The 25495-nt window shown below is 73.5% G+C and carries 25 protein-coding genes; 9 read left to right on the top strand and 16 right to left on the bottom strand.

All coding sequences use genetic code 11. The features are described 5' to 3' along the window. Positions 1-31: 31 nt before the first annotated feature. The gene (locus O2W18_RS08795) at positions 32-712 is read right to left on the bottom strand and encodes a TetR family transcriptional regulator (RefSeq protein ID WP_269187160.1); all 681 of its coding nucleotides are present in this window, start codon (positions 710-712) and stop codon (positions 32-34) included. Between the two features lie 166 nt (positions 713-878). Between O2W18_RS08795 and O2W18_RS08800 the strand changes: the two genes are divergently transcribed. After that, positions 879-2801, top strand: a complete 1923-nt coding sequence (locus O2W18_RS08800) for a sugar phosphate isomerase/epimerase and 4-hydroxyphenylpyruvate domain-containing protein (RefSeq protein ID WP_269187161.1) — start codon at positions 879-881, stop codon at positions 2799-2801. Then, positions 2798-3592 carry a hypothetical protein gene (locus tag O2W18_RS08805; RefSeq protein ID WP_269187162.1) on the top strand — a complete coding sequence of 265 codons (795 nt, stop codon included), beginning with the start codon at positions 2798-2800 and terminating at the stop codon, positions 3590-3592. Before O2W18_RS08800 ends, O2W18_RS08805 begins: the two co-directional genes overlap by 4 nt. Before the next feature lie 7 nt (positions 3593-3599). On the opposite strand, the gene aroQ is transcribed toward O2W18_RS08805, so the two are convergent. From aroQ to O2W18_RS08835, 6 genes are read right to left on the bottom strand one after another with little or no spacing between them, the layout of a single operon-like run. Next, a complete protein-coding gene (gene aroQ / locus O2W18_RS08810) occupies positions 3600-4058 on the bottom strand; it encodes a type II 3-dehydroquinate dehydratase (protein WP_269187163.1) in 459 nt (152 codons plus the stop codon). Beyond that, positions 4055-5092: a phosphotriesterase family protein gene (locus O2W18_RS08815; RefSeq protein ID WP_269187164.1), complete on the bottom strand. Its 1038-nt coding sequence runs from the start codon at positions 5090-5092 to the stop codon at positions 4055-4057. The genes aroQ and O2W18_RS08815 overlap by 4 nt, the downstream gene beginning before the upstream one ends. Then, a complete protein-coding gene (locus O2W18_RS08820) occupies positions 5089-6120 on the bottom strand; it encodes a DctP family TRAP transporter solute-binding subunit (protein WP_269187165.1) in 1032 nt (343 codons plus the stop codon). Before O2W18_RS08820 ends, O2W18_RS08815 begins: the two co-directional genes overlap by 4 nt. A gap of 23 nt (positions 6121-6143) precedes the next feature. Further along, complete coding sequence (locus O2W18_RS08825; protein ID WP_269187166.1) at positions 6144-7106, bottom strand: shikimate dehydrogenase; 963 nt, start codon at positions 7104-7106, stop codon at positions 6144-6146. Beyond that, the gene (locus O2W18_RS08830; protein WP_269187167.1) at positions 7103-8377 is read right to left on the bottom strand and encodes a TRAP transporter large permease; all 1275 of its coding nucleotides are present in this window, start codon (positions 8375-8377) and stop codon (positions 7103-7105) included. Before O2W18_RS08830 ends, O2W18_RS08825 begins: the two co-directional genes overlap by 4 nt. After that, the gene (locus tag O2W18_RS08835; protein ID WP_269173698.1) at positions 8374-8859 is read right to left on the bottom strand and encodes a TRAP transporter small permease; all 486 of its coding nucleotides are present in this window, start codon (positions 8857-8859) and stop codon (positions 8374-8376) included. The genes O2W18_RS08830 and O2W18_RS08835 overlap by 4 nt, the downstream gene beginning before the upstream one ends. A gap of 181 nt (positions 8860-9040) precedes the next feature. Here O2W18_RS08835 and O2W18_RS08840 point away from each other — a divergent pair, with 181 nt between their 5' ends. Next, positions 9041-10048 (top strand): LacI family DNA-binding transcriptional regulator, encoded by a 1008-nt coding sequence (locus O2W18_RS08840; RefSeq protein ID WP_269187168.1) that lies wholly within the window; start codon positions 9041-9043, stop codon positions 10046-10048. 37 nt (positions 10049-10085) lie between these two features. Here O2W18_RS08840 and O2W18_RS08845 read toward each other — a convergent pair whose 3' ends face one another. Beyond that, positions 10086-10520 carry a hypothetical protein gene (locus O2W18_RS08845; protein WP_269187169.1) on the bottom strand — a complete coding sequence of 145 codons (435 nt, stop codon included), beginning with the start codon at positions 10518-10520 and terminating at the stop codon, positions 10086-10088. A gap of 138 nt (positions 10521-10658) precedes the next feature. Between O2W18_RS08845 and O2W18_RS08850 the strand changes: the two genes are divergently transcribed. After that, positions 10659-11015, top strand: a complete 357-nt coding sequence (locus tag O2W18_RS08850) for a hypothetical protein (RefSeq protein WP_269187170.1) — start codon at positions 10659-10661, stop codon at positions 11013-11015. 58 nt (positions 11016-11073) lie between these two features. On the opposite strand, the gene O2W18_RS08855 is transcribed toward O2W18_RS08850, so the two are convergent. Beyond that, positions 11074-11913 (bottom strand): helix-turn-helix domain-containing protein, encoded by an 840-nt coding sequence (locus tag O2W18_RS08855; RefSeq protein ID WP_269187171.1) that lies wholly within the window; start codon positions 11911-11913, stop codon positions 11074-11076. Between the two features lie 126 nt (positions 11914-12039). Between O2W18_RS08855 and O2W18_RS08860 the strand changes: the two genes are divergently transcribed. Further along, positions 12040-12798: an SDR family oxidoreductase gene (locus tag O2W18_RS08860; RefSeq protein ID WP_269187172.1), complete on the top strand. Its 759-nt coding sequence runs from the start codon at positions 12040-12042 to the stop codon at positions 12796-12798. 37 nt (positions 12799-12835) lie between these two features. On the opposite strand, the gene O2W18_RS08865 is transcribed toward O2W18_RS08860, so the two are convergent. Further along, positions 12836-14182, bottom strand: a complete 1347-nt coding sequence (locus O2W18_RS08865) for an amidase family protein (protein ID WP_269187173.1) — start codon at positions 14180-14182, stop codon at positions 12836-12838. A 75-nt stretch (positions 14183-14257) separates the two neighbouring features. After that, positions 14258-14851: a hypothetical protein gene (locus O2W18_RS08870; protein WP_269187174.1), complete on the bottom strand. Its 594-nt coding sequence runs from the start codon at positions 14849-14851 to the stop codon at positions 14258-14260. A 174-nt stretch (positions 14852-15025) separates the two neighbouring features. Between O2W18_RS08870 and O2W18_RS08875 the strand changes: the two genes are divergently transcribed. Further along, on the top strand, positions 15026-16315 hold the full coding sequence (locus O2W18_RS08875; protein WP_269187175.1) for a HupE/UreJ family protein: 1290 nt from the start codon (positions 15026-15028) through the stop codon (positions 16313-16315). 16 nt (positions 16316-16331) lie between these two features. Here O2W18_RS08875 and O2W18_RS08880 read toward each other — a convergent pair whose 3' ends face one another. The 4 genes from O2W18_RS08880 to O2W18_RS08895 form a co-directional block, all read right to left on the bottom strand. Continuing rightward, positions 16332-17174, bottom strand: coding sequence for an SDR family NAD(P)-dependent oxidoreductase (locus O2W18_RS08880; RefSeq protein ID WP_269187176.1), 843 nt, complete (start codon positions 17172-17174; stop codon positions 16332-16334). After that, entirely contained in the window at positions 17171-17461 is a 291-nt protein-coding gene (locus O2W18_RS08885; RefSeq protein ID WP_269187177.1) for an alpha/beta fold hydrolase, read from the bottom strand. Before O2W18_RS08885 ends, O2W18_RS08880 begins: the two co-directional genes overlap by 4 nt. Positions 17462-17614: 153 nt before the next feature. Continuing rightward, positions 17615-18109: an alpha/beta fold hydrolase gene (locus O2W18_RS08890; protein ID WP_269187178.1), complete on the bottom strand. Its 495-nt coding sequence runs from the start codon at positions 18107-18109 to the stop codon at positions 17615-17617. After that, positions 18106-19599, bottom strand: a complete 1494-nt coding sequence (locus O2W18_RS08895; RefSeq protein ID WP_269187179.1) for a flavin-containing monooxygenase — start codon at positions 19597-19599, stop codon at positions 18106-18108. The genes O2W18_RS08890 and O2W18_RS08895 overlap by 4 nt, the downstream gene beginning before the upstream one ends. A gap of 110 nt (positions 19600-19709) precedes the next feature. On the opposite strand from O2W18_RS08895, the gene O2W18_RS08900 reads away from it, so the two are divergent. The 3 genes from O2W18_RS08900 (at position 19710) to ppsA (ending at position 24411) form a co-directional block, all read left to right on the top strand. Further along, positions 19710-20942 carry a PucR family transcriptional regulator gene (locus O2W18_RS08900; protein ID WP_269187180.1) on the top strand — a complete coding sequence of 411 codons (1233 nt, stop codon included), beginning with the start codon at positions 19710-19712 and terminating at the stop codon, positions 20940-20942. Between the two features lie 125 nt (positions 20943-21067). Continuing rightward, positions 21068-21967, top strand: coding sequence for a pyruvate, water dikinase regulatory protein (locus O2W18_RS08905; RefSeq protein ID WP_269187181.1), 900 nt, complete (start codon positions 21068-21070; stop codon positions 21965-21967). Then, positions 21964-24411, top strand: coding sequence for a phosphoenolpyruvate synthase (gene ppsA, locus O2W18_RS08910; protein WP_269187182.1), 2448 nt, complete (start codon positions 21964-21966; stop codon positions 24409-24411). Before O2W18_RS08905 ends, ppsA begins: the two co-directional genes overlap by 4 nt. 28 nt (positions 24412-24439) lie before the next feature. Here ppsA and O2W18_RS08915 read toward each other — a convergent pair whose 3' ends face one another. After that, on the bottom strand, positions 24440-25243 hold the full coding sequence (locus O2W18_RS08915; protein WP_269187183.1) for a leucine-rich repeat domain-containing protein: 804 nt from the start codon (positions 25241-25243) through the stop codon (positions 24440-24442). Positions 25244-25495: the final 252 nt, after the last annotated feature.

Consider the following 25495-nt stretch of genomic DNA (forward strand, 5'->3'; position numbering starts at 1 on the left):
GCACCGGGACTCCGTGGGTGCGGAGGGGGCGTCAGCGTGCGGTGAGGTGGGCGACGACGAGGTCGCCGAGCAGCTTCCGCTGGTGCGCGCGGGTCGCCGGGTCGAGCATGTCGCGGTCGAAGATGGCCCGGAACGTGTGCCGGTTGGCGGTCCGGAAGACGCAGAACGCGCTGATCACCTGGTGCACGTCGAGCGCGTCGACGTCGTCCCGGAACAGCCCGTCGTCCCGGCCGCGCTGCAGGATGGCGCCCAGGACGTCGACGGCCGGGTCGGCCAGGCCGGCCAGCGCGGGGGAGCCGGCCAGGTGCGCGGCCCGGTGGATGTTCTCGATGCTCACCAGCCGGATGAACTCCGGGTGCGCTTCGTGGTGGTCGAAGGTGAGCCCGGCCAGTTCGCGGATCGCCGCGACCGGCTCGAGGTGCTCGACGTCCACCTGCTGCTCCAGCGCCCGGATCCGACCGTAGGCCTGCTCCAGCACCGCGACGTAGAGCTGCTCCTTGCCGCCGAAGTAGTAGTAGATCATCCGCTTGGTCGTGCTCAGCTTCTCGGCGATCTCGTTGACCCGGGCCCCGGCGTACCCGCGGTCGGCGAACTCCGCGGTGGCGACGGCGAGGATCTCCGCCCGGGTCCGGTCGGCGTCCCGGGTGCGCTCCACCGGGCGCGCCGCAGCGGCGTCGGTGCACGGCTCGCTCTCCGGTCGGCGCGCGGTCACGGGCTCCTCCTGCCTGGGCGGACGTGCGGCGGAGCCTATGCAACGGCCTGCGCGGAGCGGACCCGGCGACCGGGCCTCCGGCCCCGGCGGGGGGACTGGCGCCCCGACGTCCGATGTGGTCGGGTGGTCGGTAACTCACCACTTGGTACATAAGAGGGCAGGGTCCATGCCAGCAGCTCGTCCACCTCACCTCGCGGGCGCCCGGCACCCACGCCGGGGGATCGCCACCGTCTGCCTGTCGGGGACCCTGGAGGACAAGCTCACCGCGGCCGCGGCCGCGGGCTTCGACGGCATCGAGGTCTTCGAGCCCGACCTGATCGCCTCGCCCTGGCCGCCGGCCGAGCTGGCCGCGCGCTGCGCCGACCTCGGTCTGTCGATCGACCTGTACCAGCCGTTCCGGGACCTGGACTCCACCGATCCCACGCGGTTCGCCGCCAATCTGCGGCGTGCGGAGCGGAAGTTCGACGTGATGGGCGCGCTGGGCGTGGACACCGTGCTGGTCTGCTCCTCGGTCGCACCCGACGCCGTCGCCGACGTCGACCAGCTCGCCGAGCAGCTGTCGACCGCTGCGGGCCGGGCCGAGCGGCGGGGACTGCGGATCGCCTACGAGGCGCTCGCCTGGGGCCAGCACGTCTCGACCTGGGAGGCGTCCTGGGATGCCGTCCGCCGGGCCGACTCCGCTGCGCTGGGGTTGTGCCTGGACAGCTTCCACGTCCTCTCCCGCGGTGGTGACCCGCGCGGCTTCACCGCCGTTCCGGGGGAGAAGGTCTTCTTCCTCCAGCTGGCCGACGCCCCCCAGCTGACGATGGACGTGCTGCAGTGGAGCCGGCACCACCGTCTGTTCCCTGGGCAGGGTGCCTTCGACCTGTCCGGCTTCCTCGGCGCCGTCCTCGCGACCGGGTATCGCGGGCCGTGGTCGCTGGAGGTCTTCAACGACGTGTACCGGCAGTCCGATCCGGCCCGCACCGCGGTCGACGCCATGCGCTCGCTGCAGTGGCTCGAGGAGGCGCTCGCGCTGGGCGATCCCGCCGCCGGCGTCCATCCGCCACCGGCCGCGCCGGCGCTGTCCGGCTGGTCGTTCACCGAGCTGGCCGTCGACGGGGTCTCCGGGCCGCAGGTCGGGGAGGTGCTGACGACCCTCGGGTTCACGCACAGCGGTCAGCACCGGTCCAAGCCGGTGCAGCTGTGGGAGCAGGGGGCGGCGAGGGTGCTGCTCAACGCCTCCGTCGTCCGGCCCGATGCGCTCGGGGAGGCCGTGGTCTCCGCCCTGGGCCTGGAGAGCAGCGACCCGGTGCGCTCGGCCGTCCGTGCCGAGGCGATGAGCGCCCCGGTGCTGCCCCGGACCCGCGGTGCAGCGGAGGCGGACCTGTCCGCGGTCGCCGCTCCGGACGGGACGGAGGTCTTCTTCACCCGCACGGTGGCCGACGGGTGGCCGGCCGACTTCCTGCCCACCGGTGTCACACCCGCGCCGGGCGCCGGCCTGACCGGGACCGACCACGTGGCGCTGACCCAGCCGTTCGACTCCTTCGACGAGGCCGGGCTGTTCTACCGGGCCGTGCTGGGCCTGGAGCCGCAGCAGGTGACCGAGCTGGCCGCCCCCTTCGGCCTGGTGCGCACCCGGGCGGTGACCGGGCCCGACCGGGCGGTGCGGCTGACGCTCTCTGCCTCGTCGCTGCGCCGCGGTGGCTGGGCGCCTCGGGTCCCCGAGCCGCAGTACATCGCCTTCGCCACCGACGACGTCGTGGAGACGGCGCAGCGGCTGCAGGCCGCGGGCGCCCCGTTGCTCCGGCTGCCGGACAACTACGCCGACGACCTCGAGGCCCGCTTCGACCTCCCCGCCGACCTGCTCACGGCCGTCCGGCAGCACGGGCTGATGTACGAGGAGGACGCGTACGGCGCCTGCCTGCACCTGGCGACCGAGGTGCTCGGCGACCGGCTGTTCGTCGTGGTCGTGCAGCGGCTGGGGGGCTACGACGGGTTCGGGAACGCCGATGCGCCGGTCAGGATGGCAGCCCACCGCCGCCAGCGGCGGTCGCCCACGGTGACGCCGGTCCGGCGCCCCGGAGCAGAGAGGACGGACGTGCCGTGAACCGGTTGGCCGTGCACCAGTCGGTGGTGCACCCCCGCGACCCCGCCGAGCTCGCCGAGTTGCTGGCCGGCAGCGGCTGGGACTCGATCGGCCTGCACGTCGGGGCCGTGGCCGAGGTGGAGCCCTGGTGGTCCGGCGGCGCGGGGGAACGGAACCTGCTGCGACTCGTCGACGAGCTCCTCGAGACCCGGGTGACGGTGCTCGACGTCGGCCGCGTCCAGCTCGGCGGCACCCTGCCCGACGACCACGTGCACGCCGCGCACGGCCGGGTGCTGGACCTGGGGGCCCGGTTCGGCGCCCGGTACGTGACCGCCCGGTTCAGCGCGGACGACGCGGCCGGACGACGCGTCGCCGAGCGGGTCGAGGTCTTCGGTCGGCTGGTCGAGCAGGCCCGCCCGTACCGGCTCCTGCCGCTGCTCGCACCGCTGCCGGTCGACCGTCCGGACCTGCTCGCCGACGCGGCCGCCGTCGTCGGGCCGAGTGGCGGTGGGGTCGTCCTGGACGTGCCGGTGGGCAGCTGCGCGCCCGGCGAGGTCGAGGCGGCCGTCGACGTGCTCGGGGAGACCCTGGGTTACGTCCGGGTCAGCGCGCGCCAGGTCGAGCACGCCGGTGAGACCGTGGCCGGGCTGCTCGCCACGCTGCCGCCGCACGTGCCGGTCGCGCTCGGGGGCGACGACTCCGTCGGCCTGCTCACCGACGACCCCGTCGCCCGGCTGCACCACCTGCACGGCTTGGTCGACCAGATGCTCGAGCACCCCCGGGCCCGCGCCCGCCGGCTCGGGGCGGGCTGACCCCCGGTCAGCGCCGCGCTCGGGTCAGTTCAGCGAGACCGGTGAGCGCCAAGGGATAGCCGAGCACCCCGAGACCGACGACGACGCCCCGGGCGACGGGGGAGATGTAGGAGTGGTGCCGGAACTGCTCGCGGGCGTGCACGTTCGAGATGTGGACCTCGACCACCGGCAGCTCCACCCCCTCGATCGCGTCCCGCAGGGCGATGGAGGTGTGCGCGTGGGCGCCCGGGTTGTAGACGGCGCCGATCGCCTGGCCGTCCCGGACGCGCCGGCCCCACTCGTGCACCCAGTCGATGAGCTGGCCCTCGTGGTTGGACTGCCGGAACTCCACGTCCAGCCCGAGCTCGGCCGCCCGTTCCCGGCACAACTGCTCGACATCGGCCAGCGTGGCCGAGCCGTACACCTCCGGCTTGCGGGTGCCGAGCAGGTCCAGGTTCGGGCCGTTGAGCACGAGCACCGAGCTCATGACGGCCTCCTCGGGTGTGGGGTGAGCAGTCGGGCCGGGTTGACCACCGTCATCCGGTGGACGTCGTCCTCGCTGGCGCCGCCGGCGAGCAGCATCGGGACCACCCGCGTGGGGATGTTCTCGAAGCGCCAGTGCGGTGCGTGGACCGCGCGCCACGAGGGCGGCGTGACGCGGCTGAAGCAGGCTGCGTCGTGGGAGAGGACCATCCGGTCGGCGTAGCCCAGCCGCAGCAGCGCCAGCACGGTGGCGACCCGGCGCTCGTCGGGCAGGACGTGCTCCATCCCGAACCTGTCCATGCCGATGGTCGAGCCGGCGTCCATCAGCAGCCGGAGGTACGTGCGGTCCTCGGTGTCCCCGGAGTGGCCGATCACGACCCGGTCGAGGGGGACGCCGTGCTCCCGCAGGAAGGACTGCTGCTCCAGCCCGTTGCGCAGCGCGGGCCGGCTGTGGGTGGTGATCGGGACGCCGGTCTGCTGGTGGGCCACCGCGGCGGCCGTCATCACCCGGGCGACGTCGGTGGTGATGCCCTCCTCGTCGGTGACCACCTTGAGCATCCCGGCCCGCACGCCGGTGCCGGCGATGCCCTCCTCGATGTCCTGGACGAAGAACTCGATGAGCGGGTCGGGGCCGTCGACCAGCAGCCCCGGCCCGTGGGTGCGGAAGAAGGGCGGCAGCACGTTCGAGGTGTAGTAGCCGGTCGAGGCGATCAGGTGCACCGGGGCCCGTTCGGCCACCGGCACCAGGCGGGCGACGTCCCGGCCGAGGCCCAGGACGGTCAGGTCGACCACCGTCCGGACGCCGAGATCGCGCAACCGGGTCAGGGCGGTGACGGCCCGGTCGACGGCGGTGTCCGGCTCCCACTCCGGGTGCGGGTGGTTGAGGTCGAGCTCCGGGCTGCCGACGAAGACGTGTTCGTGCACCAGCGTCGACCCGAGGTGGTCGGGGTGCACCGGGCCCCGGAAGGTCTGCACCACCGCCCCGGGGCGCTCCTGCGCGGAGTCGCCCCGGGGCTGGGTGCGGAGAGCGTCGGTCACTCGGCCGAGTCGCGGATCGCCTCGTAGACGCCGAGCTGCTCCTCGCTCAGGTTGGCCCGCAGGTACTCCTCGGCCCGGGTGCGGAAGGCGTCGACGTCCACGTCCTCCACGACCTCGAACTCCCCGCCGGAGGTCCATTCGTCGAGGACCTGCTGCTCGTCCTCCGCGACGCACTCGGGGACCTGCTCGACGGCCGCGGCCACCGCGGCGTCGAGCGCCTCCCGCTGCTCGTCGGAGAGCTCCTCGACGCCCGGGCCGGCGATGACCAGGTTGGAGTTCTCCTGGTGCGCGGACAGGCTCAGGTAGTCCTGCACCTCACCCAGGTTCTGGGCGTCGATGTTGACGATCGGGTTCTCCTGACCGTCGACGATGCCCTGCTGCAGAGCCAGGTACAGCTCCTCGTAGGCCACCTCGGTCGGGTCCGCACCCAGGGCGCGGGCGTTCATCAGGTACTGCGGCGAGTTGGGGAACCGCATCCGCAGGCCCTCCAGGTCGGCGGGCTCCCGGATCGGCTGGCCGGCGGTGAAGTGCCGGGCGCCGGCGGACCAGGCACCGAGCACGCTGGCGCCGGTGGAGTCGGCGAACCCCTGGGTCAGCTCGTCGGAGGCGTCGCTGCCGAAGAACCGGGCGAGGTGCTCGCCGTCGTCGAACGCGTAGGCCGCGTCGACGACGCTCATCGGCTCGTAGACCGCCCCGAGCGCCGAGGCGCCCTGGATGTCGAGGTCGATGTCACCGGAGATCACCGACTGGATGCGGTCGGCGTCACCACCGAGCTGGCTGCTCGGGAAGAGCTCCACGGTCACACCGACGTCGGCGGCCTCGACCTCGTCGGCGATGACCTGGGCACCGCACCGGTGCTGCGGCTGTGCCTCGGTGTAGCTGTGCGCGAGCGTCAGCTCCACCTCGCCGCCGCCACCGCCGGCGTCCCCGCCGCCGGCGTCGTCGCCGCCACAGGCGGTGGCGAGCAGGAGCGGGAGCAGGGCGGAGGCCGCGAGGAGCGGGCGCTTGGGGAGGGGACGGTTGGGCATGGTCTTTCCCTTCGTTGGGATTCTCAGTGCTCGGTCGGTCGGGTGGTCGGGGTGCCTGGTGGTGGGTTGCCGGACGGGTCGTCGCCGTTGACCTCGGCGGCGACGAGCGCGTCGAAGTCGGCGAACATGGCCGGCCGAGCCGCAGCACGGCCGATGAAGAGCTCGAAGGAGTCGGCGGCCTGGTTCACGGCCATCCCGGCGCCGGTCATCACCTGGCACCCCAAGGCGGTCGCCTCCCGCACGAGCTCGGTCAGCAGCGGTCGGTAGACGATGTCGGCGACCCAGAGGTCCGGGCGCAGCAGGCCGGCGGGAACCGGGGTGCCCGGGTGGGCCGCCATCCCCATCGGGGTGGCGTTCACCAGACCGGATGCGCCGGCGAGCAGGTCGGGCAGCTCCTCTGGCGCGCACACCGCCGTCGACACCTGGTTGCCGGCTGCCGCGAGCGCGCCGATCAGCTGCTCGGCGCGCACCGCGTCGCGGTCGACCACCGACAGCTGCTCGACGCCCTGGCCGGCGAGGGCGTGCGCGACCGCGCCTCCCGCACCGCCCGCGCCGATGAGGACGACACGCTCCAGCGCGACCCCGGGCAGCCCGGCCTGCAGAGCAGCGGCGAAGCCGGTCACGTCGGTGTTGTGACCCCGCGTGCGACCGTCCTCGATCACGATCGTGTTGATCGCGCCGATGGCGGCGGCCTCCGGCGCCAGGTCGTCGACGAGCGGTGCCATCACCTGCTTGACCGGGTGGGTGACGTTGAGCCCGTCGAAGCCGAGCTCGACCGCGGCGCGCAGCAGGCGCCGCAGGTGGTCCGGCTGCAGGGCGTCGTCCGGCAGCTCGACGGTCTTGTAGGTGTAGCGCAGTCCCTGGCGGGCGCCCTCCCGCTCGTGCAGCTCGGGGGAGAGCGAGGGACCGATGCCCTGCCCGAGGAGCCCGGCGAGGAAGGACCGGCGCGGGGCGGGTGCGCCCGTCTGCGGTGCGGAGCCGGTCACAGGCCCAGCACCCCCGGCAGCCAGAGGACCGCGTCGGGGAAGGCGATGATCAGGCCGAGGATCACCACGAGCGGGACGATGAACGGCAGGCAGCCGCGGAAGACCTCGCTGACCTTCGTCTCGGCCACCGAGCTGAGGACGTAGAGCACGGTGCCGACCGGTGGGGTGAGCAGGCCGATCATCAGCGCGACGATCATCAGCACGCCGAGCACGATCGGGTCGACGCCGAAGCTCGCGCTGATCGGCAGCAGGATCGGCACGACCAGCACCAGGACGGCGGTCGGGTCCACCACCGTGCCCAGGACCAGCATCAGGATCGCGGTCATCAGCAGGAAGACCGTGGCGTTCTCGGTGAACCCGAAGACGTTCTCGGCCAGCATCTGGGGAACCCGCTCGCGGGCCAGGATGTAGCCGAGCAGGGACGCCGAGGAGACGATCAGCATGATCGCGCCGGTCGTCGTCACCGTCTCGGTGAGCACCTTCGGCAGTTCCCGGACCTTCAGGCTCCGGTAGGCCAGGCAGAGCAGCAGCATGTAGGCGACGCCGACGGCCGCGGCCTCGGTGGGCGTGAAGAAGCCGCCCAGGATGCCGCCCAGGATGATCACCGGGGCGAGGATCGGGCCGATCACCCGTCGTCCGGTGACGACCAGCCGGCGCATCGAGAAGTCGGTCCGGACGATGTCCGGCTGCTTGCGCACCAGGATGAAGACGACGACGCACAGGCCGAAGGCCATCAGCAGCGCCGGCACGACGGAGGCGGCGAACAGCCCACCGGTCGAGACCGCGGCCAGCCCGGCGAAGATGACCGCGGGGATGCTCGGCGGCATCACCGGCGCGATCAGCGAGGCGGCACCGGTGACGCCCAGACCGAAGCGGAGCGGGTACCCGTTGCGCACCATGGCCGGGATCTGGATCTTCCCCAGGGCGGCGGCGTCGGCCACGGCGGAACCGCTCATCCAGGAGAAGCCGAGGCTCACGCCGACGCTCACGTAGCCCAGACCGCCGCGCACCCGGCCCAGCAGCGCCAGGGCGAAGTCGAAGAGCCGGTCGGCGATGCCGCCCCGGTTGGCGATGACGCCGAGCAGGATGAACAAGGGCACCGCGAGCAGCGGGAAGCTGGCCGTCGCGTTGACGATCAGCCGGAGGCTGAGGCCGAGGGACTGCCCGGTGAGCAGCATGTAGGCCAGCGAGGGACCGAGGAACGCGAACGCCACCGGGACCCGGATGAAGAGCAGGGCGACGATCGCGATGGTCAGCAGCAGGAGGCTCATGCCGGCCGCACCTCCGTCGTCCCGACCGGAGCCGGCACGCCGCGGACGGCGAAGACCACCGCGGCCACGGCGCCGCGGATCGCGGTGCTGAGGAAGCCGAGGAAGGGGAAGAGGTACAGGAAGGTCAGCGGCATCCGCAGGGACGGCGACTTGAGCTGCCCCTGCGAGGACATCAGCTCCCAGGCCTCCGCCGCGAAGCCGGCGCCGATCACCGCGACGATGGCGCTGGCCAGGACCCGCACGAAGCGGACGACCTTCGGGTTCTTCACGTTGTCGACGAGCTGCAGGGCGATGTGGGAGTCGGTGGTGACCAACACCCCGGCCACCGTGAACGTGACCCACACCAGGCAGAACCGCGCCAGCTCGCCGGTCCACGACCAGCCGCCGACCGGCAGGTAGCGCTGGGCGGCCTGCACGAGCACCAGGACGAACAACACCGCCAGCGCCGTCGCGGCCAGCCCGAGCTCCACCTTCGTGATCACCGAGATCCACGTCGGTCCCCGCCGGGCGGTGGTGCTCCCGCCAGTTCCGGTCATCGTCAGCCCCTCCACCAGCTCTTGTGCTGCCCGTCACAGCACCGGGGGACCGTACGAAGGTCGGCGGTCAGACGGCAAACGGTTGCCATGTGTTGCCACACCCTCGTAACCTGACCGTGATGTGCACATGAGGAGCTCGACGATCTACGACGTGGCCCAGGCCGCCGGCGTCGCGACGTCCACGGTGTCGCGGGCGTTCAGCAACCCGGACCGGGTCGGGGCCGCGACGCGGGAGCACGTCCTGGAGGTCGCCCGGCGCCTCGGTTACCAGCCCAACCCGCACGCGCGGGCGCTGGTGTCCCGCCGGACGCGCACCGTGGCGATGGTCGTCTCGGACATCACCAACCCGCACTTCTTCGAGCTCATCCGGGGTGCGGAGATGCGCGCGAAGGCCTCCGGCTACACGCTCGTGCTGGTCAACGCGGAGGAGTCCCCGCGGATCGAGCTGGAGCAGATCCACCGGCTGACCCGGTCGGTCGACGGCTTCCTGCTGGCCGCCAGCCGTCAGCCCGCGGAGGACCTGCTGCAGTTGGCCGCCGGCCACCGCGTGGTCGTGGTCAACCGCCGGGTGCCCGGACTCGCCAGCGTCGTGCTGGAGCACGCCGAGGGGTGTCGGCAGATGGTCGCCCACCTGGCGTCCCTCGGACACGACTCGGTCGTCTACCTCGCCGGCCCGCGCAACTCGTGGATGGCCGCCAGTCGCTGGGCGGCGATCCGTGCGGCCGCGGCGGAGCTGGGCCTGCGTGCGCAGCGCATGGGGCCGTTCGCGCCGACCGTGGCCAGCGGGGGCGCGGCCGCCGACGCGGCGCTGACCACCGGGGCGACGGCGGCCATCGCGCACAACGACCTGCTCGCGATCGGCGTCCTGCGGCGCCTGGCCGACCGCGGGATCCAGGTGCCGCAGGACATCAGCGTGGTCGGGTTCGACGACATCTTCGCCGCCGACCTGTGCACCCCGACCCTGACCACGCTCGGTGGTGCGCACGCCGACGTCGGGCGCGCGGCGGTCGAGATCCTGCTGAACTCGATGGAGCAGCCTCGGGACCACGCCCCCGAACTGGTCGTGCCCTCGGAGCTCATCCTGCGCAGGTCGACCGGGGTCCCCGGTCGGTCCCGGGGCCAGCGACCGGCCTGACCGACGAGCGGTCGGGCCGGTCGGCACGACCACCGGGTCAGGGGCGGGGCGCGGGGATCCCGAGGCCTTCGAGTGCGGCGTGCACCCGCCGGGCATGCCGGTGGGCGTAGCGCAGGGCGGGGCTCCCCGGAGGGTGTTCCTCGACGATCACCGGCAGGCCGCGGGCGGCCAGTTGGTCGGCCACCGCCCGGGTCGTCGCGGCGTCGTCGGTGAACGAGAAGCCCGTGGTCGTGCCGGCCCACCTCCGTCGGTCGAGGGTGACCAGGCCGGTCAGGACGACGGCCGGTCCGAGCGCCGCCCCGACAGCCGGTGGCCGGCCCGTCCTCCGCGACGCCAGCGCACCGGTGGCCGCCGCGACCAGGCACGCTCCACCGAGCGCGCTGAACCCGACGGCGTTCAGCCGGGCGGTACGCAGGAAGTGCCGCCGGGGGAGCCGGTCGCGCGCGCTGAGGACGGCGTGCGGACGCTCCATCCCGACACTGTCCCCGACCGCACCGTCGCCCTCCACTGCGCATGGCCTCGCGCGTTGGCCGCGTCGGCAGATGGGAGGAGAGTGGTGGCGAGCGTGTGCACGAGGACGGTTCGCACAGACGTCGAGGGAGGACTGGGCATGGCTCTCTCCTCTCCGGGAGCGTGCGTGCTGACCGCTGTCTCGCTCGTGGGCGTCCTGGGCTACTCGGCCTGGCAGGGCCCGGCCGTGTGGGAGGACAGTGGTTCGGTCGCCCTCATCCTGTTCGGCGTGCCGGCGGTGTTCGCGGCCGTGGCGCTGTGGGTCGAGTGCGCCAGCCGGACGATGCTGGCCCCGGCGGTCGTCTCGGTCCTCGCGGTGGCGTCACTGGTGTGGTCGCTGGTCACGGCGCTCGGCGTCGGCTTCGGGCTCCTGGTGCCCTCGCTCCTCCTGGTGGTCGCCGCGATGATCTCCTGGGTCGACCGGCGGCCGGGTCGCACGACGCCCACGCGGACCTGACCGAGGTCCGCTCTCCCGGGCATCCGCCGGCCGCGCTGACCTGCCAGGACGACGGAGGTCAGCGGTCGCGGACGCCCTGTTCCCGGTCAGCGGCGAGCGTGCCCAGCAGCTGGACCGCGTCGGCGTCGGTGGAGCCGGGATCGGCGAGGTAGACGACGAGCTGCTGGCCGGGCGAGCTGCGCACGTCGAGGGTCTGCATGCGCAGGCTCAGCCGGCCGACGTCGGGGTGCAGGAACGTCTTGACCTCCGCGCTCTTCCCCCGCACCTCCTGCCGGGCCCAGATCCGCCTGAACTCAGGACTCTCGTCGGTCAGGTGGCGGACCAGGTGCCGGGCGCGGGGATCGTCGGGCAGAGCCCCGTACTGCAGCCGGAAGCCCGCCACCGTGTTGACCGCCGCCCGCGACCAGTCGGCGTAGAACTGCCGGGCGGCCGGGTCGAGGAACACGTTCAGCAGCAGGTTGTCCGAGTGGGTCAGCGGTGCCAGCAGTGCCGCGCCCAGCCGGTTGCACGCCAGCACGTCGTAGGTGCGGCCGAGCACGAACGCGGGGTTCCCCGGCCAGGCGTCCATGAGCTGCACGAGGTCGGGGTCGACCCGCTCCGGGGACCGGTCGGTGAGCGGGCGGGGTGCGATGTCGGCCAGCCGGTACAGGTGCAGGCGCGCGTCGTCGCCGAGCAGCAGCACGCTGCTGAGCGCGTCCAGCACCTGCACCGACGGGTGGCGCTCGCGGCCCTGCTCCAGCCGGACGTAGTAGTCGACGCTCACCCCCGCCAGCAGCGCCACCTCTTCGCGGCGCAGTCCTGGGACCCGGCGGTTCAGCCCCGGCGCGAGCGCCAGCTGGGCGGGCGTGACCAGCGCCCGGTGCGCGCGGAGGAACTCACCCAGTTCACCTGCTGACATGCCCCCGACCGTAGGTGCCGGGGAGGCCGCCTGGGTGGGAGCCGTGCACCCAGGAGGACGGCGGCACCTCGCAGCCGACCTGTCCGGACGACGGTGGCGGCACACCCCGGACGCAGGAGGAGCACCATGACGATCAGCAACCCGACCACCAGCACCCCGACCACCGCACGGGTCGTCCTCGTCACCGGCGCCAGCAGCGGCATCGGCGCGGCGACCACCCGGCGGCTCGCCGCAGAGGGCCACCTGGTCGTCGCGGCCGCCCGCCGCACCGAGCGGCTGACCGAGCTGGCCGCCGAGTGCGCCGCGACCGGCGGCCGGGTCGAGCCCCTGCAGCTCGACGTCACCGACCGAGCGGCGACGGCGGCCGCCGTCGCGGGCATCGTCGACCGGCACGGGCGGCTCGACGTCCTGGTCGCCAACGCCGGCCTGATGCCGCTGTCCCGCCTCGATGCACTGCTGGTCGACGAGTGGGACCGGATGATCGACGTCAACGTGCGTGGTCTGCTGTACGGCATCGCCGCGGTCCTGCCGCACTTCCAGCGGCAGGGGAGTGGCCACGTCGTCACGCTGGCCTCGATCGGGGCGCACGCGGTGTCGCCGACGGCCGCGGTCTACTGCGGCACCAAGTACGCGGCCTGGGCGATCACCGAGGGGCTGCGCCAGGAGGCCGACCCCAGCATCCGGGTCACCACCATCTCGCCGGGCGTCACCGAGTCCGAGCTCGCCGGGACCATCTCCGACCCGGGTGCCCGAGAGCTGATGCGCGGCTACCGGGCGCGCAGCATCCCGGCCGATGCCGTGGCCGGCGCGATCTCCTACGCCCTGGCCCAGCCCGCGGACGTCGACGTGAACGAGATCGTCCTCCGTCCGGCGGCCCAGCGATGAGCGCGCCGGCGCGCTCGGCCGAGCGCCCGGGCAGTGCTCAGTCGCCCGCCAGCGCGGCCTCCACCCGTCGGGCGCTCGCCAGCAGGGCGGCGTCCTCACCCGGCAGGGCCTCCAGCGAGATGCCGATCGGCAGGCCGGCCTGCGTCGTCCCCGCCGGCAGGGAGAGGGCGGGCATGCCCGCCGTGGAGCCGGGACCGGTGTTGCGGATCGTGGTCAGGAAGACCGGCACCTGGCGCCCGTTGAGCTCGGTCGTCTCGTCGTCCCCGAGCGGCGGCGGGGGCAGGGGCACCGTCGGGTAGACGAGGGCATCGAGCCGCTGCGCGCCGGGGGGCTGCAGGGCCGCGGCGTAGGCGGCGCGCAGGCGGTCGCGGGTGGTCATCGCCTGGAGGTAGACCTCCTCGGTGACGACCCCGCTCGTGGCGGCCTCGAGCGCACCCCGGACGTCCGGCGACGCCACCTGCGCCAGCACGTCGGCCAGGGTGAGCGCGCTCTCGGGTCCGGGCAGCGTCGCCAGGTAGGCCGGCAGGTCCTGCGCGATCTCGAAGAACACGATGGGGAAGCCGCACTCCTCGTCCAGCGTGTGACCGCCGACGACTTGCACCTCGACGAGCTCGACACCGGCGGCGGCCAGGCGCTCGAGCGCCTGCTCGGTGCAGCGGGCGACCTCGGGGTGCAGGTCGTCGTAGAAGCCCTCGCGGGGGACGCCCAGCCGCAGCGGGCGGCCGGACGGCCTCGCGGCGGACTCCCCGGTGACGATCTCGTCGACGAGTGCGACGTCGGCGACGGAGGTGGCGAGCACTCCGGCGGTGTCCCGGGTGCGTGAGATGGGCACGACCCGGCCGGTGCCCCAGCGGCCGGTCGTGGGGCGCCACCCGACGACGCCGCAGTGCGCGGCCGGCACCCGCAGCGACCCGCCGGTGTCGGTGCCGAGCGCGATCGGCACGACCCCGGTCGCGACCGCCACGGCGGACCCACCCGAGGAGCCCCCGGCCGAGCGGGTCGGGTCGTGCGGGTTGCGCACCGGCCCGAAGGCGGCGTTGTTGCTGGTGATCCCGAGGGCCAGCTCGTGCAGGTTGGTCTTGCCGATCACGGCGGCGCCGGCCGCGCGCAGCCGTGCCACGGCAGGGTGGTCGCGACCCGGCCGGGAGTCCCGCAGGGCCGGCGTCCCTCCGGTGGTGGGCAGGTCCCGGGTGTCCAGGTTGTCCTTGACCGCGAGCGGGACACCGGCCAGCAGCCCCTCGCGCCACTCCGGGTGGTCGGCGAGGGCGAGGAAGGCACCGAGCTCGGCGATCTCCTCGGCGCGCTGCCTGCTCTCCGCGACCACGGCCTCGGCCGAGGTCGCGGTGATCCGCCGGCGTACCTGCTCGACTCCGCTGGGCTCCACGGACGGCATCGTGGCACGTCCCGCCCTCCACCGGCCCCTGCACGCCAGCCCGGGTTCAGTGGCTCCCGGCCCGGGTCAGGCGGACAGTCCGGTGTAGGTCGGCGTCGCCGCCTCGCCGTCCCAGGTGACCCGGAACTCGAAGGCCGTCTCGAGGTCGGCGAGGTACTGGTCGGCCTCCTCCTCGGTGATCGTGCCGTCGGCCAACAGCGTGTCGATCGCCACGGCGTACTTCGCCACCATGCCGTCGATGAGCTCCTGCGGGTCGATGCCCAGGTCCTCGGCGACCTCGGCCAGGCCCTGCCCGGCCTCCATCCGGACGTGCAGCTCCTCGTGCGTGATGCCGAGGACCTCGTCGAGGACGTCCTCCACCGGCTGGTGACCGCGGTGCAGGTCCAGGCTCGGGTCGCCGTAGGCGTCCTGGACCAGCTCGACCAGTTCCTCCTCGGTGGTGACCGAGGAGACGTCGACCGACCCGCCGGGGCCGCCCTGGCCGCCGCCGGGCATCCCGCCGCCGAAGCCGGCCTCCTCGGGCGTCGCGTCCGTGGAGCTGGTCGACTCGGTGGAGGTGGTCGACGTGCTGGCGGTGGCTGCGTCGTCGGTGGTCCCGCAGGCGGCCAGGGGGAGGGCGAGGGAGAGAGCCAGGGCGGCCACGGTGGTGCGGATCTTCACGGGGGAGTCCTGTCGGTCGGGGTCGTCGTGGGACGACCGGGTGGTGTGCCGACCACGCTGGACGGGCCTCCTCTGCGCTCCGCCTGTGCTCGCTGTGTGCTCGCTGAGTTCTTCCTGGACGACCCACACGCCGTCCTCAGCCCGGGCACAGCCCAGCCGGACACGGTCGACGGCATGACGACGCGTCCCACCCGTGCCCTGGCCGTGACCGCGCTGACCGGTGTGTTGACCGGCGTGCTGGCCGGGGGCCTGACACTGCTCACCGCCGGCGCCGCCCAGGCGCACAGCCTCACCAGCAGCACGCTCGCCGTCCGGGTCGGCGAGGAGCAGGTCGAGGCGACCGTCTCCGTCGCCGCTGACACCCTCGACGGGGTGCTCGGTGGCTCGCCGACCGACGCCGAGGTGAGCAGCTACCTCGCCGAGCACCTGACCGTCACCGGCACCGACGACGGCACCTGGACCGAGACCTGGTCGCCGGTGCTGCGCGAGACCGTGGAGGGCATCGACTCCTACCGCGTCGACGTCGTGCTGGACCCCGGTAGCGCGGACCCGTCGGCGTTCACCCTCGGCTACGACGGCGTCCTGGAGGTCGATGCCTCGCACGAGGCGGTGGTCGTGCTGACCGACGCAGCGGGGGACATCTCCACCGCCGGCGTGCTCACCGCCACCGACCTCACGCTCGTCATCGGGGACGACGGCCGTCTGGGCACCGGACTGACCGACATGGTCGGGTACGGCCTGCACCACGTGCTCGAGGGCGCCGACCACCTGCTGTTCCTGCTCACCCTGCTGCTGGTCGCACCGGTGGCCGCCGTCGCCGGCCGGTGGCGCCGGCGGGACGGGATGCGGCCCACCGCACACTCGGTGCTGGCCGTGGTCACCGCCTTCACCGTCGGGCACTCACTGACCCTGCTCGCCTCCGCGCTGGGCTGGGTGACCGCGCCCAGCGCGCCGGTCGAGGTGCTGATCGCGGTGTCGGTGGGCGTCGCCGCCGTGCACGCGTTGCGCCCCCTGGCCCGCCGCGGCGAGGTGCTGGTGGCCGGCGGGTTCGGCCTCGTGCACGGGCTGGCGTTCGCCGGCATCCTCACCGACCTGGGGCTGGGCGGCGCCACCTCGGTGCCCGCGCTGCTGGCGTTCAACGTCGGCGTCGAACTCGCCCAGCTGCTCACCGTCGCGCTGGTCATCCCCTCGCTGTACCTGCTCTCGCGCACCCGCTGGTACCCCGCCGTCCGCACCACCGGTGCGCTCATCGCGCTGGTGGCCGCCACGACCTGGGCGCTGGACCGGCTGGGCTGGCTGGCCGACCCGCTGGCCGGGGTGGAGGAGACGCTGATCGCGAACCCGTGGTGGGTCGTCGCCGGCCTGGCCCTCCTGGCCCTGGTCGCCCGCACGACCGAACCGTCGGTGCGCCAGGACGACGCCGCCCGGACGACCGACCGTCGCGCCCTCACCCGGCTCGGGTGAGGGACCGTGGGCCCGATCAGGTCCGGAGCGCCCGCCGCTGGACCAGGGCCGCCAGCCGCGGGTAGCTGGCGGGGAGCAGCCGCACCAGCAGGTCGACGACCTTCGCGTCGGTGCCGACCAGCACCCGGGAGCGGCCGGCCGCCACGCCGGCCACGATGATCCGGGCCGCCTGCTCGGCGGGCATCCGGAGCAGCTTCTCCTCGTACATGCGTGCCCGGGCCTCGTCGTCGGCCGTGACCGTGCCGTGCTGCCTGGAGTGCGCCAGCGCCGCGGCGGAGATGTCGGTGCGGACGCCACCGGGGTGGACGACGGTCACCTGCACCGGGTGCCCGGCCAGCAGCATCTCGCTGCGCAGGGACTCGGTGAACCCGCGGACGGCGAACTTGCTCGCGCTGTAGGCGTTGAGCGATGCCTGGCCCATGACCCCGTTGAGGCTGGACACGTTGACGACGTGCCCGTCCCCGGAGGCGATCAGGTGGGGGAGGAACGCCTTGGTGCCGTGCAGGACGCCGAAGAGGTTGATGCCCAGGATCCGGTCGTAGTCGGCCCACTCGCTGTCCAGCACCGTGCCGCCGCCCGCGACCCCGGCGTTGTTGTAGATCTGGTGCACCACGCCGAAGTGGTCGGCCACCGTGGTGGCGTACGCCAGGACGGCGGCGCGGTCGGCGACGTCGAGGACGTCGCTGTGCACCTCGGCACCGAGTGCCCGGGCGCGGGCGGCGGTCGCGGCGGACCGGTCCGCGTCCACGTCGGACACCGCGACGCGCGCACCGCGCCGGGCCAGTTCCAGGGCCAGCTGCCGGCCGATGCCCGACCCGGCGCCGGTGACGACGGCGACCTTGCCCTGCACGCTGCTCATCGGGGGTCTCCTGTCGGTGCCAGCGGCGCGAGCGGGGCGCCGGTGCTGCGGGCGAGGTCGGTGGTGAGCTCGACGAGCTGGTCGACGACGCCGGGGGCCAGGTGGTGCCCCAGGTCGGGGAGCTCGACGAACCGGGCGCCGGGGACGGCGGCCGCGGTCGCCCGGCCGCCGGTCGGGTGCACCATCCGGTCGGCCGACCCGTGCACCACGAGGGTGGGTGCGGTGATCCGCCGCAGCTCCGCCGTCCGGTCGCCGGAGGCCTGGATCGCGCTGATCTGCCGTGGCACACCGGCCCGGGCCCGCGCCCCGCCGCCCCGCTCCCACAGCCCCAGCGCCCAGGTCCGCTCCAGGTCGTCGTCGGGCAGGGCGGTCGGGGAGCCGATGTGCCGCAGCAGGGCGAGGTGGCGCTCGACCGACTCCTCGACCGTGCGCGCCGGCGCCTACGCCAGCCGCGCCAGGGTGGACCGGGCCGGCTGCCCGATCCGCCGGTTCCCGGTGGTGGAGAAGATCGACGTCAGGCTGGCGACCCGGTCCGGGTGCCGCGCGGCGAGCGTCTGGGCGATCATGCCGCCCATCGACATGCCGACCAGGTGGGCGCGGTCGACGTCCAGGTGCTCCAGCAGCCCGTGGGTGTCCGCCGCCATGTCCGCGAGGTCGTAGGCGTCCGGCCGTGGCCGGGCCAGCAGCTGGCGCAGCCGCCCCGGGGACCGGGTGCCGATCACGCTGGAGCGGCCGATGTCGCGGTTGTCGAGGCGGACGACGCGGAAGCCGTAGCCGGTGAACCCGTCGACCATCCGCTGTGGCCAGGAGGTGAGGTCCAGGCCGAGGCCGGCGACGAGCAGCAGCGGGACGCCGTCGTCCGGGCCGTCGGTGCGGTAGCAGAGCCGCGGCCCGGCGGGCAGGTCGACGAACCGGTCCAGGTCCGCGGCGCTCACGCGGCCACCTGCTCGGCCGCGCCGCTGCGGGCGAAGACGAGCTCCGGGTCGACGACGCTGTCGACCCGGAGCAGCTTGACGTCCGACCGGTAGTCCATCGAGGTCAGCCAGGGCATCCGGTCACCCTGCCGCGGCAGCTGGTGGACGGCCCGCTGGACGTAGCCGGCGGCGAAGTCGAGGAACGGCCGGGTGGGCATCTCCGGGTCGCGGGGCTCGGGGCGGACGCTGTCGTACCCGTGCGCGTCCAGGTGGGTGAGCAGCCGGGTGAAGTGCTCGCAGAGCAGCCCGATCTTCAGCGTCCAGGAGCTGTTGGTGTAGCCGACCGCGAAGGCGAGGTTGGGCACGCCGGAGAGCATCATCCCCTTGTAGGCGACGGTCTCGGGCAGCCGCACCTCGCTCCCGTCGACGGTGAACCGGACCCCGCCGAACGCCTGCAGGTTCAGCCCGGTGGCGGTGACGATCACGTCGGCCGGCAGCTCCCGGCCGGACGCCAGCAGCACCCCGGTCTCGGTGAAGGTGACGATCCGGTCGGTGACGACCTCGGCCCGGTCCTCACGGATCGCGCGGAACAGGTCGCCGTCCGGGACGGCGCACAGCCGCTGGTCCCAGGGGCCGTACGGCGGGTTGAAGTGCTCGTCGACCGGATAGCCCGCGGGGAGCTGCTTGGCGTTGACCCAGCGGATGAGCTTCCGGGCCCGCTCCGGGTGCCGCTGGCAGAACTGCCAGACCAGCCGGCTCGTGGCGATGTTCTTGCGGCGGATCAGCGGGTGGGCGCGCTCCTCGCCCAGCACCCGGCGCAGCCGGTTGGCCAGCTTGTCCTCGGCCGGCACCGGCATGACGTAGCTGGGCGTGCGCTGCAGCATCGTCACGCTCGCGGCGGTCTCCGCCAGCGCCGGGACGAGGGTGACCGCGGTGGCCCCGCTGCCGATGACGACGACCCGCTTGCCCGCGGTGTCCAGCTCCTCGGGCCAGTGCTGCGGGTGCACGATCTCGCCGCCGAACCGCTCGCGCCCCTCGAAGTGCGGGGTGAAGCCCTCGTCGTAGCGGTAGTAGCCGCCGGCGACGAACAGCCAGCCGCAGGTCAGCGCCGTCCGCTCGCCGGTGTCGGTGCGCTCCACCTCGACGGTCCACCGGGCCCGCGCCGACGACCACGAGGCGGCGACCACCCGGGAGTGGAAGCGCACGTGGCGATCGATGCCGTGCTCGGCGGCGGTGCCGCGCAGGTAGTCGAGGATCCGGTCGGCACCGGCGATGGACTGCGGGTCGCGCCACGGCGCGAACTCGTAGCCGAAGGTGTGCAGGTCGGAGTCCGAGCGGATGCCCGGGTACCGGAACAGGTCCCAGGTGCCGCCGGTGGCGCCGCGGGCCTCCAGCAGCGCGAAGGAGCGCTGCGGGTGGTCGCGCTGCAGGTAGTACGCGGCGCCGATGCCGGAGAGGCCGGCGCCCACGATCAGGACGTCGAGGTGCTCGACGGCGGTCGGGGTGCTCATGGTCGCTCCAGGTCAGCAGGGAGGGCGCTGTCTCGACCTTCCGGGACTGGAGAGCGTTCCGCCAGCACGATCCGCACCATCCTCGACGCCAGAGGGTGCACGATGAACCGGTGACCTCCGAGTGGCCCACCCCCTCGCCGGCCGTCCGGGAGCTCTTCCGGCGTGGCGCGGAGCTCGCCCTGGACCCCCGGGCCGAGTGGGTCGCGGAGCTGCACACCGCGGCGTTGAGCGGGTCCGGGATGCGCCCGGTCGCCGAGGACCCGGTGCTCGCCGAGGGGGCCCGGCGGGCCAACCGCGCCAACCTGCTGCGCTGGGCGGCGGCCAACGTGCAGCGCCCCGGTGAGCGGGTGACGGTCGACCTGGGGCCCGAGGTGCTGGAGGGGGCCCGGGACCTGGTCCGACGCGGGCTGGACCACCGGGGCCTGGACGCCTACCGCACCGCCCAGGCGGTCGCCTGGCGCCGGTGGATGGACATCTGCTTCCAGCTCACCGCGGACACCGCCGAGCTGCGTGAGCTGCTGGACGTGTCGGCGCGGTCGATCAGCACGTTCATCGACGACACCGTGGCCGCGGTGTCCGCCCGGATGGCCGCCGAGCGCGCCGAGCTGACCCGTGGTGCGCACGCCGAGCGCCGCGCCACGGTGTCGCTGCTGCTGGAGGGCGCGCCGCTGTCCCGGGCCCGGGCCGAGGCGCAGCTGGGCTACGGCCTCACCGGGCCGCACACCGCCGTCGTCGTCTGGAGCGATGCCGCCGGCGCCGGTTCCGGCCAGCTGGAGGCCGCGGCCGAGGCGGCGATGCGGGCCGGCGGCGCCACCCGCCGGTTGACCGTGGTCGCCGGTGCGACCGCACTCTGGGTGTGGCTGCCGATCGGCCGTGCGCCCGAGGTGGACGCGGTGGCCGCCGGGCTGGCCGGTGCCCCCGACGTCCGGGTGGCGGTGGGACGGCCGGGGCTCGACGTCGAGGGCTTCCGGCGCAGTCACCTGGACGCGGCGACCACCCAGCAGATGCTCGACCGGCTGACCTCACCGCAGCAGGTCGCCCGCTACGAGGACGTGCAGCTGGTGGCGCTGCTCACCAGCGCTCCCGACCGGGTCGAGGGGTTCCTCACCGACACCCTCGGCGGCCTGCTCGGGGCGGAGGCGGACACCCGCGAGACGGTGCGGGTCTACGTCCGGGAGCTCGGCAACGCCACCCGAACGGCGGCGCGGCTGTTCACCCACCGCAACACGGTGCTCCGCCGGCTGGCCCGCGCCGAGGAGCTCCTGCCGCGGCCGCTGGCGGAGAACACGATCGCCGTCGCTGCGGCGCTGGAGGTGCTGCGCTGGCGCGGCGCCCGGCCCTGATCGGGAGGCCGCCGGCGCCATCCGGGTCGGCGGCGGCCGCGCAGGTGCGCCGGAGGCCGCCGACGGGGGATGCTCACCCCCGAGCTCGCTCTTTCTGCAACGACGCGGAAGACCAGAGGTGCTGCATGACGCCTGACCTGCCGGAGCACGACCCGGACGCCGTCGTCCCGGTGTTCTTCCTGTCCGACAGCACCGGGATCAGCGCCGAGACGATGGGCAACGCGCTGCTCATCCAGTTCCCCGACGTGCACTTCGAGCGCACCCTGATCCCGTTCATCTCCTCGGTCGAGGAGGCCCGCGAGGTGGTGGCCCAGCTCGACGAGGCGATGGACGGGCCGGTCACCCCGCTCGTGTTCACCACCGCCGCGGTCGACGAGGTACGTGAGGAGCTGCTGAAGACCAAGGCCCCGATCATCGACTTCTTCGGCATCCACATGGACCGGGTCGAGGAGCAGCTGGGCACCCGCGGGCTGCGGGAGGCCCGGCGGCTGCACGGGGTCGGCGACGTCCGGCGCTACAACAGCCGGATGGCGGCGATCGAGTTCGCCATCGAGCACGACGACGGGCTGAGCCCGCGCGGGCTGGACCGGGCCGACGTCGTCCTGCTGGCGCCGTCCCGCTGCGGCAAGACGCCGACCGCGATGTACCTGGCGCTGCAGCACGGCCTGTTCGTGGCCAACTACCCGCTGGTCGACGAGGACCTGGAGACCACCGACCTGCCCCGCCCGGTGAAGGAGCTCCGGGACCGGTGCTTCGGGCTGACCACCACGGTCTCCCGGCTCAGCCGGGTCCGGCAGGAGCGGCGCCCGGACTCGCGGTACGCGTCGGAGGACCAGTGCCGCTACGAGCTGCGCCGGGCGACGGCGATGTACGAGACGCACTCCCTGCCCACGGTCGACACCTCGGCGGCCTCCGTCGAGGAGATCGCCGCCGTGGTGATCCAGACCCTGGCCCGGCAGCGGCGCGGCTCCGGCCGCCCGTCAACGGGCCACGACCTCCGGCGCGGAAGGACCACCCGAGCATGAGCACCGACACCACACCCGAGGCCCCGGCCGGCAGCACCCCGAACGGTGGCGTCCCGGGAGGCAGCGCGGACGAGGCCGACAACGTCCGCTGGTTCGCCGAGCTGGGGCTGGCCGACCTGGAGGTCGTGGGCGGCAAGAACGCCTCGCTGGGCGAGATGATCTCGAACCTGGCCGACGCCGGGGTCAGCGTCCCGGACGGCTTCGCCACCACCGCGGCGGCCTACCAGCGCTTCCTCGGTGACACCGGGCTGGCGGCCCGGATCGCCGAGCGGCTGCGCACGCTGGACACCGACGACGTCCGGGCGCTCTCCGCCGCCGGCACCGAGATCCGCCGGGAAGTGGTCGAGCAGCCGTTCCCGTCGGCGCTGGAGGCCGACATCCGGGCCGCCTACGAGAGGCTCGCCGGGGACGACGCCGAGGCCTCCTTCGCGGTCCGCTCGTCCGCCACGGCCGAGGACCTGCCGGATGCCTCCTTCGCCGGCCAGCAGGAGACCTTCCTCAACGTGCGCGGCATCGACGCGGTGCTCCAGGCGGTCCGGGAGGTCTACGCCTCGCTCTACAACGACCGGGCGATCGCCTACCGGGTGCACCACGGCTTCGACCACGAGTCGGTGTCGCTGTCCGCGGGCGTGCAGCGGATGGTCCGCTCGGACGTCGGGGCGTCGGGCGTGCTGTTCACGATGGACACCGAGTCCGGTTTCCGGGACGCCGTCTTCATCACGTCGGCCTACGGGCTGGGGGAGGGCGTGGTGCAGGGCGCGGTCAACCCGGATGAGTTCTACGTCTACAAGCCCGCCCTGCGCGCCGGGCGCCCCGCCGTCCTCAAGCGTGGCGTGGGGGAGAAGGCCACCAAGATGGTCTACACCGCGCACGCCGAGGTCGGCCGGACGACGGAGTTCATCGACGTCGACCCCGCCGACCGCCGGAGGCTGTCGCTCACCGACGACGAGGTGCACGAGCTCGCCCGCCAGGCGTTGAAGATCGAGGAGCACTACGGCCGGCCGATGGACATCGAGTGGGGCAAGGACGGCCTGACCGGGCAGCTGATGATCCTGCAGGCCCGCCCGGAGACGGTGCAGTCCCGCGCCGGCACCACGTCCGAGCGCTACCGGCTCACCGGCACCGGGGACGTCGTGGTCGAGGGGCGGGCGATCGGGCAGAAGATCGGCGCGGGTGCCGTCCGGGTGCTCACCGACATCGACGAGATGGACTCCTTCACCCCCGGTGACGTGCTGGTCGCGGACATGACCGACCCGGACTGGGAACCGATCATGAAGCGGGCCTCGGCGATCGTGACCAACCGCGGCGGCCGCACCTGCCACGCGGCGATCATCGCCCGCGAGCTCGGCATCCCCGCCGTCGTCGGCACGGGCACCGCGACCCGGGCGCTGCGCGACGGCGACCCGGTCACCGTCTCCTGCGCCGAGGGCGACACCGGGCTGGTCTACGCCGGCGAGGTGGGTTTCGAGGTGGCCGAGACGGAGCTGGACGCCATGCCGGAGATCCCCACCAAGATCATGATGAACGTGGGGACGCCGGAGCAGGCGTTCGCGTTCTCCCGGCTGCCGCACGCCGGGGTCGGGCTGGCTCGGCTGGAGTTCATCATCAACCGGCAGATCGGCATCCACCCGCGTGCGCTGCTGGAGCTGGAGACCCTCGAGCCGGAGCTGAAGGCGCAGATCACCGAACGGATCGTCGCCTACCCCTCGGCGCGGGACTTCTTCGTACAGCGCGTCGCCGAGGGGGTCTCGATGATCGCCGCGGCGTTCGCGCCGGAGCCGGTGATCGTGCGGATGAGCGACTTCAAGTCCAACGAGTACGCCAACCTCCTCGGCGGGGAGCGCTACGAGCCGCACGAGGAGAACCCGATGCTGGGCTACCGCGGGGCGTCGCGGTACCTGTCGGCCGACTTCGCCGACTGCTTCGCGATGGAGTGCGAGGCGCTGCGGTACGTCCGGGACGAGATGGGGCTGACCAACGTCAAGATCATGATCCCGTTCGTGCGGACCGTGGCGGAGATCGAGGGCGTGGTCCGCCTGCTCGGTGAGCACGGCCTGCGCCGCGGGGAGAACGGCCTGTCGGTGGTGATGATGTGCGAGCTGCCGTCCAACGCGCTGCTGGCTCATCAGTTCCTGGACCACGTCGACGGGTTCTCCATCGGCTCCAACGACATGACCCAGCTGGTCCTCGGCCTGGACCGCGACTCCAGCCTGGTGGCCGGCAGCTTCGACGAGCGCAACCCGGCCGTCCTGGCCGTGCTGGAGATGGCGATCACGGCCTGCCTGGAGCGCGGCAAGTACGTCGGCATCTGCGGCCAGGGCCCCAGCGACCACCCCGACCTCGCCGAGTGGCTGGTGGCCCAGGGGATCGAGTCGATGTCGCTGAACCCGGACACCGTCGTCGACACCTGGCTGCACCTGGCCAGGACCTCCCGCCCGGCCTGACGGCCTGTGGCCTGGACCGATCGGGGGTCTAGGCCAGGCCGTTGACGCTGATGCCGGCGGCGCGCAGGTCGTCCATGCCGGTCAGCCCCGTCGCATCGGTCTCGTCCAGCCCCAGGTTGACCAGCGTCCGGACCTGGACGAGCGGGGTGAGGTCGGTCAGCGGGTTGGCGCCCAGCTGGAGCTCCTGCAGCAGCGGCGCATCGGCCAGCCCGTGGACGTCGGCGATCTGGTTGCCGAAGACGTCGAGGACCAGCAGCGTGGGGACGGTGCCCAGCGGTGCCGGGTCGACGATCCGGTTCTGTGCCAGCCGCAGGGTGTCGAGGTTCGGCAGCCCGGCCAGCGGGGTGACGTCGGTGATCGTGTTGTCGGAGAGGTCCAGCATCCGGAGCGCGTCGTGGCCGGCCAGTGGGCCGATGTCGGTGACCTGGGCGGCTGCCACCCCCAGGGCGTTGAGGGTGGTCACCTCGGTGAGTGGCGTCAGGTCGCTGATCGGGTTCTGGGACAGGCCCAGGTCGAACAGCGCGAGGCCGGCCAGGGGCGCCAGGTCGCTGACCGCGTTGTCCGTCAGCGTGACCGTGCCCAGCTGGGACAGGTCGGCCAGCGGTGTCAGGTCGCTGATCTCGTTGCGGGGTGCGTCCAGGACGTCGAGGGCCACCAGCCGTTGGAGGCCCTCGAGTGACCGGATGGGTCCGAGTGTGGAGCTCTGACCATCGCAGTGCAGCTCCCGGACCTCGCCGAGGTCTGCGGCCGAGACGGCCACGGTCGCGTCGGACAGGCCGGTCGCGGCAGCCACGCACGCGGCCAGCGCAGGGTCGGCGATCACCTGCTCCACCGGCTGAGCGGGCCCTCCCAGCTGCTCGTCAGCGGGTGCGGCACAGGCGGCGAGCCCGGTCAGCAGGGTCAGGCATGCGCCGGCCACTGATCGGCGAACCGGCCTCGAGCGTGTGCTGTCGATGGTCGTACCTCCTGCTGGGAGGCTAGGACCCGGCGTCTCCTCCCGGCGGTCGACTCGCCACCTGGGTCCTCGTCGGCGGTGCTGCCCGCACGAGCGACCGATGGACGAGCCGTCGTGGGTGGCGGGGAC

The sequence above is a fragment of the Modestobacter sp. VKM Ac-2983 genome, from assembly GCF_026967885.1.
GTDB lineage: Bacteria > Actinomycetota > Actinomycetes > Mycobacteriales > Geodermatophilaceae > Modestobacter.